14 protein-coding genes are annotated in these 13,994 nt (G+C 66.8%); 11 read left to right on the top strand and 3 right to left on the bottom strand.

What is annotated here, in order from left to right:
* The first annotated feature begins 16 nt into the window (after nucleotides 1-16).
* The 7 genes from ACN9MV_RS00530 to ACN9MV_RS00500 all read left to right on the top strand — a co-directional run bounded on the left by ACN9MV_RS00530 (nucleotide 17) and on the right by ACN9MV_RS00500 (nucleotide 6,973).
* Complete coding sequence (locus tag ACN9MV_RS00530; RefSeq protein ID WP_426390996.1) at nucleotides 17-1,564, top strand: benzoate-CoA ligase family protein; 1,548 nt, start codon at nucleotides 17-19, stop codon at nucleotides 1,562-1,564.
* Nucleotides 1,561-2,367 (top strand): alpha/beta fold hydrolase, encoded by an 807-nt coding sequence (locus tag ACN9MV_RS00525; RefSeq protein ID WP_426390995.1) that lies wholly within the window; start codon nucleotides 1,561-1,563, stop codon nucleotides 2,365-2,367. Before ACN9MV_RS00530 ends, ACN9MV_RS00525 begins: the two co-directional genes overlap by 4 nt.
* Nucleotides 2,364-3,548, top strand: coding sequence for an ABC transporter substrate-binding protein (locus ACN9MV_RS00520; RefSeq protein ID WP_093057063.1), 1,185 nt, complete (start codon nucleotides 2,364-2,366; stop codon nucleotides 3,546-3,548). The genes ACN9MV_RS00525 and ACN9MV_RS00520 overlap by 4 nt, the downstream gene beginning before the upstream one ends.
* A gap of 149 nt (nucleotides 3,549-3,697) precedes the next feature.
* On the top strand, nucleotides 3,698-4,570 hold the full coding sequence (locus ACN9MV_RS00515) for a branched-chain amino acid ABC transporter permease (protein ID WP_093057064.1): 873 nt from the start codon (nucleotides 3,698-3,700) through the stop codon (nucleotides 4,568-4,570).
* A complete protein-coding gene (locus tag ACN9MV_RS00510) occupies nucleotides 4,567-5,526 on the top strand; it encodes a branched-chain amino acid ABC transporter permease (protein ID WP_093076544.1) in 960 nt (319 codons plus the stop codon). The genes ACN9MV_RS00515 and ACN9MV_RS00510 overlap by 4 nt, the downstream gene beginning before the upstream one ends.
* Nucleotides 5,523-6,272, top strand: coding sequence for an ABC transporter ATP-binding protein (locus ACN9MV_RS00505; protein WP_426390994.1), 750 nt, complete (start codon nucleotides 5,523-5,525; stop codon nucleotides 6,270-6,272). Before ACN9MV_RS00510 ends, ACN9MV_RS00505 begins: the two co-directional genes overlap by 4 nt.
* Nucleotides 6,272-6,973 (top strand): ABC transporter ATP-binding protein, encoded by a 702-nt coding sequence (locus ACN9MV_RS00500; RefSeq protein WP_426390993.1) that lies wholly within the window; start codon nucleotides 6,272-6,274, stop codon nucleotides 6,971-6,973. The genes ACN9MV_RS00505 and ACN9MV_RS00500 overlap by 1 nt, the downstream gene beginning before the upstream one ends.
* A gap of 43 nt (nucleotides 6,974-7,016) precedes the next feature.
* Here the strand turns inward: ACN9MV_RS00500 and ACN9MV_RS00495 are convergent, their stop codons facing one another.
* The 3 genes from ACN9MV_RS00495 to ACN9MV_RS00485 are packed head-to-tail and all read right to left on the bottom strand — an operon-like array spanning nucleotide 7,017 to nucleotide 8,595.
* Entirely contained in the window at nucleotides 7,017-7,475 is a 459-nt protein-coding gene (locus tag ACN9MV_RS00495) for a hypothetical protein (RefSeq protein ID WP_097197503.1), read from the bottom strand.
* Between the two features lie 24 nt (nucleotides 7,476-7,499).
* Nucleotides 7,500-8,207: a Crp/Fnr family transcriptional regulator gene (locus ACN9MV_RS00490; RefSeq protein WP_093076540.1), complete on the bottom strand. Its 708-nt coding sequence runs from the start codon at nucleotides 8,205-8,207 to the stop codon at nucleotides 7,500-7,502.
* Nucleotides 8,208-8,214: 7 nt separating this feature from the next.
* A complete protein-coding gene (locus tag ACN9MV_RS00485; RefSeq protein ID WP_097197504.1) occupies nucleotides 8,215-8,595 on the bottom strand; it encodes a DUF1090 domain-containing protein in 381 nt (126 codons plus the stop codon).
* A 153-nt stretch (nucleotides 8,596-8,748) separates the two neighbouring features.
* Between ACN9MV_RS00485 and ACN9MV_RS00480 the strand changes: the two genes are divergently transcribed.
* The 4 genes from ACN9MV_RS00480 to ACN9MV_RS00465 all read left to right on the top strand — a co-directional run bounded on the left by ACN9MV_RS00480 (nucleotide 8,749) and on the right by ACN9MV_RS00465 (nucleotide 13,993).
* Nucleotides 8,749-9,669, top strand: coding sequence for a 3-keto-5-aminohexanoate cleavage protein (locus tag ACN9MV_RS00480; RefSeq protein ID WP_093057071.1), 921 nt, complete (start codon nucleotides 8,749-8,751; stop codon nucleotides 9,667-9,669).
* Nucleotides 9,670-9,712: 43 nt separating this feature from the next.
* The gene (locus ACN9MV_RS00475) at nucleotides 9,713-10,921 is read left to right on the top strand and encodes an ABC transporter substrate-binding protein (protein ID WP_426390992.1); all 1,209 of its coding nucleotides are present in this window, start codon (nucleotides 9,713-9,715) and stop codon (nucleotides 10,919-10,921) included.
* On the top strand, nucleotides 10,918-11,871 hold the full coding sequence (locus tag ACN9MV_RS00470; RefSeq protein WP_426390991.1) for a 3-hydroxyacyl-CoA dehydrogenase NAD-binding domain-containing protein: 954 nt from the start codon (nucleotides 10,918-10,920) through the stop codon (nucleotides 11,869-11,871). Before ACN9MV_RS00475 ends, ACN9MV_RS00470 begins: the two co-directional genes overlap by 4 nt.
* A gap of 310 nt (nucleotides 11,872-12,181) precedes the next feature.
* The gene (locus tag ACN9MV_RS00465) at nucleotides 12,182-13,993 is read left to right on the top strand and encodes a feruloyl-CoA synthase (RefSeq protein ID WP_426390990.1); all 1,812 of its coding nucleotides are present in this window, start codon (nucleotides 12,182-12,184) and stop codon (nucleotides 13,991-13,993) included.
* The last annotated feature ends 1 nt before the right edge of the window (nucleotide 13,994 follow it).

Below are 13,994 nucleotides of genomic sequence, written 5' to 3'. Positions count from 1 at the left end.
CGAAGGAGACAAGACCATGACCCTGCCCACACGATTCAACTTCGCCGAGCATCTGTTCGCCCTCAACCGTAGCCGCGCCGAACGCACCGCCTACATCGACGACCGAGGCACGCTGAGCTACGGCCAGCTCGAAGACCGCGCGCGCCGGCTGGCCGCCGCGCTGAAGGCAGCCGGCATCCGGCGCGAAGAGCGCGTGCTGCTGCTGATGCTCGATGGCAACGACTGGCCCGTGAGCTTTCTCGGCAGCCTCTATGCCGGCGTCGTGCCGGTGGCCGTCAACACGCTGCTCACGCCCGACGACTACGCCTACATGCTCGACCACAGCCGCGCGCAGGCGGTGCTGGTGTCGGGCGCGCTGCTGCCCACGCTGCAGGAGGCGATGGCACGCGGCGGCCATGAAGTGCACACGCTGTTCGTGTCGCAGCCCACGGGCGCCCTGCCCGATGGCGCGAAGGAATTCAATGCCGCGCTCGCCGCCGTCGAGCCCCTGGCGTCGCCCGTGACAACCGCTTCCGATGACCCGGGTTTCTGGCTGTACTCCTCCGGCTCCACCGGCAAGCCCAAGGGCACGGTCCACACGCATGCCAACCTGTGGTGGACGGCCGAGCTCTACGGCAAGCCCGTGCTCGACCTCACCGAGAACGACGTGTGCTTCTCGGCCGCCAAGATGTATTTCGCGTACGGCCTGGGCAATGCGCTGACCTTCCCGCTCACCGTCGGCGCCACCGTGGTGCTGATGGCCGAGCGGCCCACGCCCGACGCCACCTTCCGCCGCTGGGTGGAGCACAAGCCCACCGTGTTCTTCGGTGCGCCCACGGGCTTCGCGGGCATGCTCGCATCGCCCAAGCTGCCTGCGCGCGAAGCGGTGGCGCTGCGCATGTGCTCATCGGCCGGTGAAGCCTTGCCGGGCGAGATTGCTCAGCGCTTCAAGGCGCACTTCGGCTGCGAGATCATCGACGGCATCGGCTCGACCGAGATGCTGCACATCTTCATCTCCAACCGCCCCGGCGACATCCGCTACGGCACCACCGGCAAGCCGGTGGACGGCTACGAGGTCGAGCTGCGCGGCGAAGACGGCCGCCCGGTGCCCGACGGCGAAGTGGGCGACCTCTACATCCGCGGCCCCAGCTCGGCCCTGATGTACTGGGCCAACCGCGAGAAGTCGCGCGAGACCTTCCAGGGCGGCTGGACCAAGAGCGGCGACAAGTACACGCGCGATGCCGACGGCTACTTCACCTACGCCGGCCGCAGCGACGACATGCTCAAGGTCAGCGGCATCTACGTGTCGCCCTTCGAGGTCGAGGCCACGCTGATGCAGCACCCGGCCGTGCTCGAAGCGGCAGTCATCGGCAAGGAAGACACCGAAGGGCTGACCAAGACCAAGGCCTTCGTGGTGCTGAAAGACGGCAGCGCGGCAACCGAGGAAGAGCTGAAGGCCTTCGTCAAGGAACGCCTCGCGCCATATAAATACCCGCGCTTCCTGGAGTTCGTGAGCGAGCTGCCGAAGACGGCGACCGGCAAGATCCAGCGCTTCAGGCTGCGCGAGCGCGAGAAGCAGGCATGAGCACGCCCGACTTCGCCGCCATCGACTGGCGCGGCCGCAGCGTGCAGATCGAGTGCCAGTGGATCGCCCCCGAGCGTACCGACGCCCCGCTCATCGTGTTCCTGCACGAAGGCCTTGGCTCGGTCGCCATGTGGAAGGATTTCCCCGCGCGAGTCTGCGAAGCCGCCAGCGCGCGAGGCCTGGTCTTCTCGCGTCCCGGCTACGGCCGCTCCACCCCGCGCGCCGACGACGAGATCTGGGACGTCGACTTCATGCACCGCCAGGCGCACGAAGTGCTGCCCGCCCTCTTCACCGCGCTGGGGCTCGGCGATGAAAAGCCCTGGCTCTTCGGCCACAGCGACGGCGGCTCGATCGCGCTGCTGTACGCCTCGCGCTTTCCCGGAAAAGTCGAAGGCCTGGTCGTGCTCGCTCCGCACATCTTCGTGGAAGACAAGACCGTCGCGAACATCGAGATCGCCCGCACCGCGTACCTGGGCACCGACCTGCCGAAGAAGCTCGGCCGCTATCACGACAGCGCCGACTCCGCCTTCTGGGGCTGGAACCGCATCTGGCTGCACCCGCCCTTTCGCGACTGGAACATCGAGACGGAGCTCGACACCATCCGCTGCCCCGTGCTTGCCGTGCAGGGCATCGACGACGAGTACGGCACGCTTGCGCAGATCCGCGGCATCGCCGCGCGCGTCAGTGGTTGCGAGCTGCTCGAAATCCCTGAATGCGGGCATTCCCCGCATCGCGATCAGCCGGATCGTGTCATCGTCGCGGCCACTTCTTTCATCACCAAAAACAGGAGACAGACACCATGACCCTTCCCACCTCCGTGCGTACAGCCCGACTGGCCCTCACGGCCATCGCCTTCGCCGCGCTGGCCTCGGCCGCCGGCGCCCAGGGCACCGGCAAGCTCAAGGTCGGCCTGATGCTGCCCTACAGCGGCACCTACACCGCCCTGGGCGTGGCCATCGAGAACGGCTTCAAGCTCTACGTCGACGAGCAAGGCGGCAAGCTCGCCGGCCGCGAGATCGAATACTTCAAGGTCGACGATGAGTCCGACCCCGCCAAGGCCACCGACAACGTCAACAAGCTCATCAAGCGCGACAACGTCGACGTGATCGTCGGCACCGTGCACTCGGGCGTCGCGATGGCCATGGCCAAGGCCGCCAAGGAAAGCGGCACCGTGCTGATCGTGCCGAATGCCGGCGCCGACGCCGTGACCGGGCCGATGTGCGCGCCCAACATCTTCCGCAGCTCGTTCAGCAACTGGCAGCCGGCCTTCGCCATGGGCGAAGTGGCGGCCAAGCAGCAGGGCAAGAAGAAGGCGATGACCATCACCTGGAAATACGCGGCCGGCGACGAGTCGGTCAACGGCTTCAAGGAAGGCTTCGAGAAGAACGGCGGCAAGGTCGACAAGCAGCTCACGCTGCCCTTCCCCAACGTGGAATTCCAGGCGCTGCTGACCGAGATCGCGGCGGCCAAGCCCGATGCGGTGTACGCCTTCTTCGCGGGCGGCGGCGCGGTGAAGTTCGTGAAGGACTACCAGGCCGCAGGCCTGAACAAGACCATTCCTCTGTACGGCCCCGGCTTCCTGACCGACGGCACGCTCGATGCACAGGGCGAATCGGCCCAAGGCATGCTGACCACGCTGCACTACGCCGACGGCTTGAACACCGCGCGCGACAACGCCTTCCGCGTCGGCTATGCCAAGGCCTTCAAGCTGCAGCCCGACGTGTACGCCGTGCAGGGTTACGACGCGGCGCAGATGCTGGGCGTGGGCCTTGCCGCCACCAAGGGCGACATCGGCAAGAAGGCCGAGTTCACGGCCGCCATCGAGAAGGCCAGGATCGACAGCCCGCGCGGCACGTTCACGATGAGCAAGTCGCACAACCCGGTGCAGGACATCTACCTGCGCAAGGTCGAGGGCAAGGAAAACAAGCTGGTGAGCACGGCCATCAAGGGACTGGCCGACCCAGCCCGCGGCTGCAGGATGTAAATAGGCTCACCCCCAGGCTTCGCTCACTTCGTGTGCTGCGCCAACCCCCTTGCAGGGGGCGACACCTGCGGCCCGGCAAAGCCGGTTCCGCGGTGTCCCGCGCAGTGCATTCCCATTGAACAACGATCCCGCCCAGAGAGAACCTCCTCGTGGATTTCGGCACCTTCCTGGTCCAGTGTCTGAACTCGGTTCAGTACGGACTCCTCCTCTTCCTGGTGGCCTCGGGGCTGACGCTGATCTTCGGGATCATGGGCGTCATCAACCTCGCCCACGGCAGCTTCTACATGATCGGCGCGTACATGGCGTTCGCGCTCGCGCCGCTGTTCGGCGACCAGTTCCTGCTGATGCTGGTGGCCGGCGTGGTGCTGGCCGCCGTGTTCGGCTACCTGCTCGAATGGGCCTTCTTCAGCTACCTCTACCAGCGCGACCATCTGCAGCAGGTGCTGATGACCTACGGCCTGATCCTGGTGTTCGAGGAACTGCGCTCCATCCTGGTGGGCAACGACGTGCACGGCGTGAAGGTGCCCGCATGGCTCGACGGCAGCTTCGCGCTGGGCAACGTCATGAGCTACCCGTGGTATCGCCTCTTCGCCTCGGCCGCCTGCATCGTGCTGGCCGTGGGGCTGTACTGGGTGGTCAACCGCACGCGGCTGGGCATGATGATCCGCGCCGGCGCAAGCAACCGCGACATGGTGCGTGGCCTGGGCATCGACGTGAAGCGGCTCTACCGCATCGTGTTCGCGGCCGGCGTGGCGCTGGCGGCGCTGGCCGGCATGATCGCCGCGCCGATGTCCTCGGTGTACCCGAACATGGGTGCGAGCGTGCTCATCATCTGCTTCGTGCTGGTGGTGATCGGCGGTATCGGCTCGATCACCGGGGCGCTGGTGGCCTCGCTGCTGGTGGGCTTCGTCGACACCTTCGGCAAGGTGTTCTTCGCGGACCTGAGCGGCATCGGCATCTATCTTCTGATGGCCATCGTGCTCATATGGAAGCCCGAGGGGCTGATGGGGAGGCGGCCATGACAGCCATGAAAAAAAACGCCTTCCTCCTGCCCGTAGCCTGCGCGGTGGCCATCGGCATCGCCGGTCCGTTGCTGGGCAACTATGCGTCGGACTTCATCGTGAAGGTGATGATCCTGTCGATCTTCGCGCTGAGCCTGGAGCTGCTGGTGGGCATGACGGGCCTCGTGAGCCTGGGCCACGCGGCGTTCTACGGCATCGGTGCGTACATGACCGTGCTCGCCTCGGGCAGCGAGGGCGGCAACTTCGCGCTGCTGCTGCCGCTGGCCATGGGCGCGGCTGCGCTCTATGCGCTGTTCGTCGGTGCCTTGAGCCTGCGCACGCGCGGCGTGTACTTCATCATGGTGACGCTGGCCTTCGCGCAGATGGCCTTCTTCGTGTTCCACGACACCAAGGTCGGCGGCGGCAGCGACGGCATCTACATGTATGTACGCCCTGCCATCGGCGCGCTCGACATGGAGAACCGCACGGTGCTGTTCTACGTGGTGCTGGCGTCGCTGGTGTTCACCTACGGGCTGCTGGCACTCATTCGCCGCTCGCGCTTCGGCGCAGCGCTGGCCGGCATCCGCGTGAACGAGCAGCGCATGCGCGCGGCAGGGTTCGCAGTGTATGGCTACAAGCTCGCGGCCTTCGTGCTGGCCGGTGCGCTGGCCGGGCTCGCGGGCTTCCTGCTGGCCTCGCGCGACGGCGTGGTCAACCCGGAGCTGATGGCATGGCACAACTCGGGCGAAGTGCTGCTGATGGTGATCCTCGGCGGCCTCGGCCATCTGCGCGGCGCGGTGATCGGCGCCATCGCGTTCACGCTGCTGAAGGAAATCTTCTCGACGCATGCGGTGATGGGCCCGCTGGCGGACCACTGGCAGCTGACGCTGGGGCTGACGATCATCGTGTTCGTGGCGCTGCTGCCCAAGGGGCTGATCGGCCTGGTCCAACGCCTGTCGCCGAAGGGGGCCGCATGACGACCGCACTGCTTTCCGTCGAAGGCCTCACGCGCCGCTTCGGCGGCCTCACGGCCGTCAATGCCGTCACGCTCGACCTGCACGTCGGCGAAGTCCATGCGGTGATCGGCACCAATGGCGCGGGCAAATCGACGTTGATCAACATGCTCTCGGGCGAGATCGAAGCCTCCGAAGGCCGCATCGCGCTCGACGGCGTGGACATCACCAGCCGCGCCCAGTCGAAGCGTGCGCGCGACGGCGTGGGCCGCAGCTACCAGCGCACGACCATCTTCCCGGAGTTCAGCGTGCACGAGAACTGCCGCCTCGCCGCGCAAGCCGCCACGCCCAAGCCCTGGGCGTTCTGGCAATCGTCGAAAGATTGCGCCACCAGCAACGCATCGGCCGACGCGGCACTGGAAGCCGCCGGCCTCGCCCATGAAGCGGGCCGCATCGCCGGCACCATGAGCCACGGCGCGCAACGCCAGCTCGAAGTGGCCATGTGCCTGGCGACCAACCCGCGCGTGCTGCTGCTCGACGAGCCGCTCGCCGGCATGGGCGCGGAGGAAACCGACCGCATGCTCACGCTGCTCGCGCGGCTGAAGGCCACGCATGCCATCCTGCTGGTGGAGCACGACATGGACGCGGTCTTCCGCATTGCCGACCGCATCACGGTGATGGTGAACGGCACCGTCATCGCCACAGGCAACCCCAAAGAGATTCGCGAGAACCCCGAAGTGCGCACCGCCTACCTCGGAGAAGACCACTGATGCTCATCGTCCGCGACCTCAACACCTACTACGGCAACAGCCACATCCTGCGCGGCGTGCACGCCGGCATTCCGGCGGCCACATCGGTCGGCCTGCTCGGGCGCAACGGCATGGGCAAGACCACGCTGATCCGCACGATGATGGGCTACGTGCGCCCCGCCTCGGGCGAAGTGCAGGTCGACGGCTGCACCGTCACCGGCCTGCCGCCCGAGAAGATGGCGCGGCTGGGCATCGGCTACGTGCCCGAGGGCCGCGGCATCTTCCCGAACCTGTCGGTGCGCGAGAACCTCGTGATGAGCGAACGCGCCGGCATCGACGGCCGGCGCGAGTGGACCTTCGACCGCGTGATGGCCACCTTTCCGCGACTTGCCGAGCGGCTGTCGCACGGCGGCCAGCAGCTGTCGGGCGGCGAGCAGCAGATGCTGTCGATCGGCCGCGCACTCATGACCAACCCGCGCCTGCTGATCCTCGACGAGGCCACCGAGGGCTTGGCGCCGCTGATCGTGGCCGAGATCTGGCGCGTGATCGGCGAGATCCGCGCGACCGGCATCGCGACGCTGATCGTGGACCGCGACTACCGCAAGGTGTTGGCGCACACCGATCTTGCGGTGGTGATGGAGAAGGGACAGATCGTGCGGCACGGGGCTTCGGCCGATCTGCTGGCCGAGCCGCAGGCGCTGGAAGAACTGCTGGGCGTGTAGAAGGGGTGCGCCCGCATGCGGTTGCGGCTGACGCAGTGAGCAATCAGGCCACGCGCTGCTTGAGAACAGTCGGTTCGATGGCCGGCGCCGGCCAGAGCTGCAGGTGGTAGCGGTCGTTGCCTTCCAGCCCGTCTTCGGAAAGCGTGTTGAGGCCCGCATAGCAGGCACGCAGCCTGTAGGTTCCGGGCGCAACGGGAATGCGCGCCGCATCGGGAAAGTAGTCGGTACAACCGGCGATGACCAGGTTGGCGCTCTGCGTCACCAGGGTGCATTCGACGACATGCTCCCACTGGTCGAGATCGAGCGGGCTTTCCGTATCGAGGATCTCGACGGTGACGGGCACGTCCATGTTGCGAACGGTGCCGATGCCGACGACGCCGGCTTCGGTCGCAAGCATGCGTTCCACGGCTTCGTCTGTCCACGCATCGGAGAGATCGCCATCCGCGGCCTCGTCCTGGATGTAGAACTGGAAGTAGTCGGCAAAGATGCTGAATTCATGCATGGGGCGTACTCCGATTCCCTTTTGCTATTCGATGAAGCGCCGCAGCCCTTCAAGATCGATCACGGTGATGCCACCGTACTCGATGCGCAGGAAGCCCGCTTCCTTCAGCCGGTTCAGCGCCGCATTGCACCGCTGACGCGACACGCCCGAGAGGTTGGCAATCTCCTCCTGCGAGGTCTGCAGGTGCGGCTCGCTCCCCGGATGCAGCCACGGGTGGAACAGCCCCGCCAGCGCGCGCGCCACCTGGCTGTCGGCATCGAGCAGCCGGTGCGCCGCGTAGTTGCCCATGAACCAGTGCAGCCGCTCGTTGATCTGCTGCAGCAGGAAGTGGTCGAAGCCGCGCTGCGTGCGGTGCAGCCACTCGAAGGTCTCCAGCGGCAGCTGCGCCACGCGGCTCGGGCGCAGCGCGATGATGTCGGCCGAACGCGGCAGCGCTCGCAGCAACGTGCCCTCGCCGAACCAGCTGCCGACCGAGAGCCCGCCGAAGGTCACGGAGCGTCCGTCGCTCGAGGTGATCGACCATTTGAGCAGCCCTTCGAGCGTGCCGTACCAGTGCAGCGGCGTGTCGCCGCGCCGGCACAGCGCGGCACCCGCGGCCACGTCGACCTCGCGTATCTCGTCGAGCACGCGCTCGCCCGCCGCCACGTCGAGCAGCGGGAACCAGGCCGAGCCCTGGAGCAACTGGGGAATCGTGAGCGATGCCGCCTGGATGGCGGGCCTGGTCGTGGGCATCTTCTTTTTACTGAGCGCCCTTGAGCTGTTGCAGCTCGGCCTGCGCTTCACGCAATTTTTCTTCGCGGTCTGCGATCTTGTCGGCACGGCCCTTGTGCTGGGCCTCGCGCAGGTCACTCTCGCGTTCTGCCACTTTGCGTTCCTGGCTGCGAATGCGCCGCTGGTGCTCTGCCGCCAGCTTCGCGTCGCTGCAGGTGCGGCGCACTTCGCCCAGCGCCTTTTCGAGCCCGCGCACGCGCTGCTTCTGGCCCTTGGCCTTGGCCGCCTCGATGTCGCGGCCAATGGCCTCGCGCTTGGCTTCGCAAGTGGCGGGGCCTGCCGGTTGCGCGAGCGTCCAGGTCGAGGTCAGCGCGGCCGCGGCGGCCAGGAGGATGGGCAGTAGTCTCATTGGTTCTCCTTGATGCGCGCAATGGCGCTGGGGCGACTTTAGCGTTTGGCGCAGCGTAAACCCTGCCCCCAAATGTCGTCGCGATGACTGAGTGCGAATGCGCTCCAAAAAATAATGACGCGCCCCCATGAAAGACACCAGGAGTCCCCGAGCATGTCGAAGCGCAAAGTGATCGTGACCATCGCCCCCACCGGCGGCATGGCGCACAAGTCGCAGAACCCCCACCTCCCCACGCAGCCCGCCGAAATCGCCGCCGACGTGCTGCGCTGCTGGAATGCCGGCGCCAGCGTGGTGGCCATCCACGCGCGCCGCCCGGACGACGGCGCCACCTGCAACGCCGATGTGTACCGCGACATCAACAGCCGCATCCGCGCGGGCGGCAGCGATATCGTCATCAACAACTCCACTGGTGGCGGCGTGCACGGCGACATGGTCAAGCCGCTGGCCGGCGAGCGCTGGGAGATCGCGTGGGAAGAGCGCATCAAGGGCATGGACGCCGGCGCCGAGATGTGCACGCTCGACGCGACCACGCTCAACCTGAGCTTCGAGGGCAGGCAGATCCTGATGGACACGCCCATCACCCGCGGCCGCGAACTGGCCGCCGGCATGAAGGCGCGCGGCATCAAGCCCGAGTGGGAGGTGTTCAGCCCCACGCACATCCTGCAGGACACGACCACGCTGATCCAGGAAGGCCACGACGACGAGCCCTACTTCATCAACCTGGTGATGAACGTGCACCGCAACTTCCAGAACGCGATGCCCTACTCGCCGCGCTTCCTGCAGATGATGGTCGACACCCTGCCCAAGGGCAGCATCTTCTGCGTGAGCGGCATCGGCCCCTCGCAGCTCGAAGCCAACGTGGCGGCGCTGCTGCTGGGCGGCCATGCGCGCGTGGGCCTGGAAGACAACCTCTACTTCCGCCAGGGCGAACTGGCCACCAACGTACAGCTCACCGAGCGCATCGTGCGGGTGATACGCGAGCTCGACATGGAGGTGGCCACGCCGGCCGAGGCGCGACAGATGATGGGCCTGCCGCGCGTGGGCACGCCACGGCCCGAGTTCGCGCTGGGCTGACGACGAAGAAGAACCAGAACAACGAACGAACGGAGACAAGCACATGAACATTTCCCGCACCGCCCTGGCCCTCGCCCTGGGCACGGCTTTCGCAGCAAGCGCCTCGGCCCAGGTGTCCGACGACGTGATCCGCATCGGCTTCATCAGCGACATGTCGGGCATCTACCGCGACTACGACGGCCCGGCCGGCGCAGAGGCCATCCGCATGGCCATTGCCGACATGGGCGGCGCCATCGGCGGCAAGAAGATCGAGCTGGTCACGGCCGACCACCAGAACAAGCCCGACATCGCCGCCGCGAAAGCACGCGAGTGGTTCGACGTGCAGAAGGTCGACATGCTGATCGCGGGCGTCAACTCGGGCGCGGCCATTGCGATGGCTGGCGTGGCAGCCGACAAGAAGAAGCCGTACTTCGTGGTGGGCTCGGGCGCGTCGAGCCTCACCAACGAGTACTGCTCGCCTTACACGGTGCACTACGCCTACGACACGGTGGCCATGGCGCGCGGCACTGCGAGCGCGGTGGTCAAGGCTGGCGGCAAGAGCTGGTACTTCGTGACGGCCGACTACGCCTTCGGCGCGGCGCTGCAAAACGACGCGGCCAAGATCGTGCAGGCCAGTGGCGGCACGGTGGCGGGCTCGGTGAAGCATCCGCTGGGCGCGAGCGATTTCTCGTCGTTCATGCTGCAGGCGCAGGGTTCGAAAGCGCAGGTGCTGGCGCTGGCCAATGCGGGCGGCGACACGGTCAATGCCATCAAGTCGGCGGCAGAGTTCGGCATCAGCAAGAACATGAAGCTGGCCGGCATGATCATCACCATCAACGACGTTCATGCGCTGGGCCTGAAGAGTTCGCAGGGCATGTACCTCACCGACAGCTGGTACTGGAACCAGAGCCCCGAGGCGCGCGAGTGGGCGCGCCGCTTCTTCGACAAGCACAAGCGCATGCCCTCCTCCTTCCATGCCGGCGACTACTCGGCCGCGCTGCAGTACCTGCAGGCCGTGAAGGCCGCGGGCAGCGACGATGCCGACAAGGTGATGGCGCAATTGCGCAAGACGAAGTTCAATGACATGTTCGTCAAGGGCGGCTGGCTGCGCGACGACGGGCTGATGGTGCACGACATGCACCTGATGCAGGTGAAGACGCCGGCCGAGTCGAAAGAACCATGGGACTATTACAAGGTGGTCGAGCCGATCCGCGGCGAGGCCGCATGGACCACGAAGGCGGAGAGCCGCTGCGCGCGGTGGAAATCAGCATGAGCACATCTTCTGTTTCGAGCGTGAAGCGCGTGGCGGTGGTCGGCACCGGGGTAATCGGTGCGAGCTGGGTCACGTACTTTCTCGCGCACGGGCTCGACGTGAACGCGACCGATCCGTCACCCGGCGCCGAAGACCGGCTGCGCGCTGCGGTGGCGCAGCACTGGCCGACGCTGGAGCGCTTCGGCCTGGTGCCGGGTGCGTCGGTAGACCGGCTGCGCTTTCACGACAGCCTGGAAGACGCCGTTTCGGTGGCCGACTTCGTGCAGGAGAACGGCCCCGAGCGCATGGACTTCAAGATCGACCTGTTCCGCCGCATGGATGCCGCCGCGCCGCCGGACACGATCCTCGCGTCGAGTTCGTCGGGCCTTGCGATCAGCGGCGTGCAGTCAGGCTGCGCGCATCCACAGCGCGTCGTTCTGGGGCATCCGTTCAACCCGCCGCACCTGATTCCGCTGGTGGAGGTGATCGGTGGCGAGCAGACCTCGGCCGAGGCCATCGAGCGCACGATGGCGTTCTACGCCGCCATCGGTAAGCGGCCGATCCACGTGAAGCGCGAGGTGAAAGGCCACATCGCGAACCGGCTGCAGGCGGCGCTGTGGCGCGAAGCCTTCCACCTCGTCAACGAAGGCGTGGCGAGCGTGGCCGACATCGACACGGCCATCGCGCACGGACCCGGCCTGCGCTGGGCGGTGATGGGGCCGTTCATGAACCTGCATCTCTCGGGCGGTGCGGGCGGTATCGAGCACGTGCTCGCGCACCTGGGTGGACCGATCGAAGACTGGTGGAAGGACCTGGGCACGCCGTCGATGACTGCAGATCTCAGGCAGAAGGTGACGGACGGCGTGGCCGAGGAACTGGGCACTCGACGCACGGCAGACCTCGAGGCTGCGCGCGACACCCTGCTGTTAAACCTGATTCGCGCGAAGGCAGACACCGGCAAGCTCGACTAGATGAAAGCTTGCTTTTCGATTTGTCGCGTTGTTCGTTCGGGGCGCGATCCCGCCGACGGGGTACCTTGCTCCGCGAATGTCCCCCGGCCTTCGGCCTCCTCCTTTATTTCGCTGCGCAAGGCACCCCATCGACGTGATCGATGGACGCAACGCTCGTGCGGCCGGCAATACGGCTGCGCCCATGTGCGAATGGCACCGGGTACTCCCCGCAGCGAAATAAAGGAGGAGGGGCGCAGCCCCGGGGGACATTCGCGGAGGGGAGTACCCGGTGTCATTCGCACACGCCCTGAACAAACCCCGGAACACTGAAATGACCGACTTCCTCAATGACGAAAGCCTGATCGCCCCACCCCGCACGGTGCGCATCGACTTCGACGACGGCTCGTTCGCATTGCGCTCGCCGATGGCGCTGAAGCCCTACGCACGCTGCATCGGCGAATGGCTGGAACGGTGGGCCACGGAAACGCCCGACGCGCTGGCCTTCGCCGAGCGCGACGAAACAGGCGAAGGCTGGCGCAAGCTCGACTACCGTGCGCTGCGGCAAGCCGTCGGCTCCGTGGCGCAAGGCCTGCTCGACCTGAACCTGCCGGCAGACCAGCCGGTCGTGATCCTCTCGGACAACGCCATAGACCACGCCGTGCTGATGCTCGCGACCATGCACATCGGCCGCACCGCGTGCTCGCTCTCAAGCGCCTATTCGCGCATGGCCAAGGACCCTTCGCGGCTGCACGGCATGCTGCAGGCGCTGAAGCCCGCGTTGATCTATGCATCCGACGCCAAGGTATACGGCGCATCGCTCGCAGGCCGTGGCGTGGAAGCGGTCACGGTGTTCAGCCGCAACGCCGATGCGCATCCCGGTGCGATCGGGTTTGAACGATTGCTCGCAGCGAAGGAAACACCCGCCGTCATGCAGGCCTTCGCCGACGTGCTGCCCGACACGCACGCCAAGTACCTGCTGACCTCTGGCTCCACCGGCAAGCCCAAGGTGGTCGTCAACACGCACCGCATGCTTTGCGCCAACCAGCAGATGATGGCGCAGACCTGGCGCTTCCTCGCGCAGGAAAAGCCGGTGCTGGTCGACTGGCTGCCCTGGAGCCACACCTTCGGTGCGAACCACAACCTGCACATGGTGCTGTGCCACGGCGGCGCGCTCTACATCGACGAGGGCCGGCCCGCGCCGGGGCTGATCGAGAAGACGGTGCGCAACCTGCGCGAGGTGAAGCCCACGCTGCTGTTCAACGTGCCGCGCGGCTTCGACATGCTGCTGCCCTTTCTCGAAGCCGACGATGCGCTGGCCGCCGAAGTCTTCTCGCGGCTAAGGCTTGCCTTCTATGCGGCGGCGGCGCTGGCGCCCTCCACCTGGCAGCGGCTCGAAGCGGTGGCAAAGCGCGTGCGGCCCACGCGGCCGCTGTGGCTCACCACCTCGTGGGGCGCGACAGAGACCTCGCCCGCCATCACCTCCGCGCACTGGAAGCTTGACGGCGCCGGCTGCATCGGCGCGCCGCTGCCGGGGCTGGAGCTGAAGTTCGTGCCCAACGGCGAGAAGCTGGAGATGCGCGTCAAGGGCGTCTCGGTGTTCCCCGGCTACCGCGATGCACCGCGCGAAACGGCGCAGGCTTTCGACGAAGAAGGCTACTACCGCATCGGCGACGCCGGCTTTCTCGCGAACCCGGCGCAGCCCGCGCATGGCGTGATCTTCAACGGCCGCGTGGCGGAAGACTTCAAGCTCTCGACCGGCACCTGGGTGTCGGTGGGCACGCTGCGCGTGAAGCTGGTGTCGATGCTCGCGCCGCATGCGCAGGACGTGGTGCTCACCGGCCACGACCGCGACGAGATCGGCATGCTGGTGTTTGCGAGCCCGCAAGGCGCGGCGCTGCCGCCGGAGGCCATGGGTGAGCGCATCGCCGGCGTGCTGCGTTCGCTGCGCGACGAAGGCGCGGGTTCCTCGCAATGCCCGGCCTGTGCACTGGTGTTGGCCGAGCCGCCGAGCCTCGATGCGGGCGAGATCACCGACAAGGGCTACATCAACCAGCGCGCGGTGCTCACGCGACGCGCGGCGGACGTGGCGCGCCTGCACGCCCTTGCCGATGACGACCTGCAGGTGGTGCGGCTGCGCGCCTGAT

The organism is Variovorax sp. R-27, from assembly GCF_049913215.1.
Lineage (GTDB): Bacteria > Pseudomonadota > Gammaproteobacteria > Burkholderiales > Burkholderiaceae_C > Variovorax.
The sequence above is the reverse complement of the archived record's forward strand: the minus strand, read 5'-3'. Positions and strand labels throughout refer to the sequence as shown.

What these genes read in the sequence shown, in the direction of transcription:
- ACN9MV_RS00530 (WP_426390996.1), top strand. Translation starts at nt 17, where the DNA reads ATGACCCTGCCCACACGATTCAACTTCGCCGAGCATCTGTTCGCCCTC.
- ACN9MV_RS00525 (WP_426390995.1), top strand. Translation starts at nt 1,561, where the DNA reads ATGAGCACGCCCGACTTCGCCGCCATCGACTGGCGCGGCCGCAGCGTG.
- ACN9MV_RS00520 (WP_093057063.1), top strand. Translation starts at nt 2,364, where the DNA reads ATGACCCTTCCCACCTCCGTGCGTACAGCCCGACTGGCCCTCACGGCC.
- ACN9MV_RS00510 (WP_093076544.1), top strand. Translation starts at nt 4,567, where the DNA reads ATGACAGCCATGAAAAAAAACGCCTTCCTCCTGCCCGTAGCCTGCGCG.
- ACN9MV_RS00505 (WP_426390994.1), top strand. Translation starts at nt 5,523, where the DNA reads ATGACGACCGCACTGCTTTCCGTCGAAGGCCTCACGCGCCGCTTCGGC.
- ACN9MV_RS00500 (WP_426390993.1), top strand. Translation starts at nt 6,272, where the DNA reads ATGCTCATCGTCCGCGACCTCAACACCTACTACGGCAACAGCCACATC.
- ACN9MV_RS00495 (WP_097197503.1), bottom strand. Translation starts at nt 7,475, where the DNA reads ATGCATGAATTCAGCATCTTTGCCGACTACTTCCAGTTCTACATCCAG.
- ACN9MV_RS00490 (WP_093076540.1), bottom strand. Translation starts at nt 8,207, where the DNA reads ATGCCCACGACCAGGCCCGCCATCCAGGCGGCATCGCTCACGATTCCC.
- ACN9MV_RS00485 (WP_097197504.1), bottom strand. Translation starts at nt 8,595, where the DNA reads ATGAGACTACTGCCCATCCTCCTGGCCGCCGCGGCCGCGCTGACCTCG.
- ACN9MV_RS00480 (WP_093057071.1), top strand. Translation starts at nt 8,749, where the DNA reads ATGTCGAAGCGCAAAGTGATCGTGACCATCGCCCCCACCGGCGGCATG.
- ACN9MV_RS00475 (WP_426390992.1), top strand. Translation starts at nt 9,713, where the DNA reads ATGAACATTTCCCGCACCGCCCTGGCCCTCGCCCTGGGCACGGCTTTC.
- ACN9MV_RS00470 (WP_426390991.1), top strand. Translation starts at nt 10,918, where the DNA reads ATGAGCACATCTTCTGTTTCGAGCGTGAAGCGCGTGGCGGTGGTCGGC.
- ACN9MV_RS00465 (WP_426390990.1), top strand. Translation starts at nt 12,182, where the DNA reads ATGACCGACTTCCTCAATGACGAAAGCCTGATCGCCCCACCCCGCACG.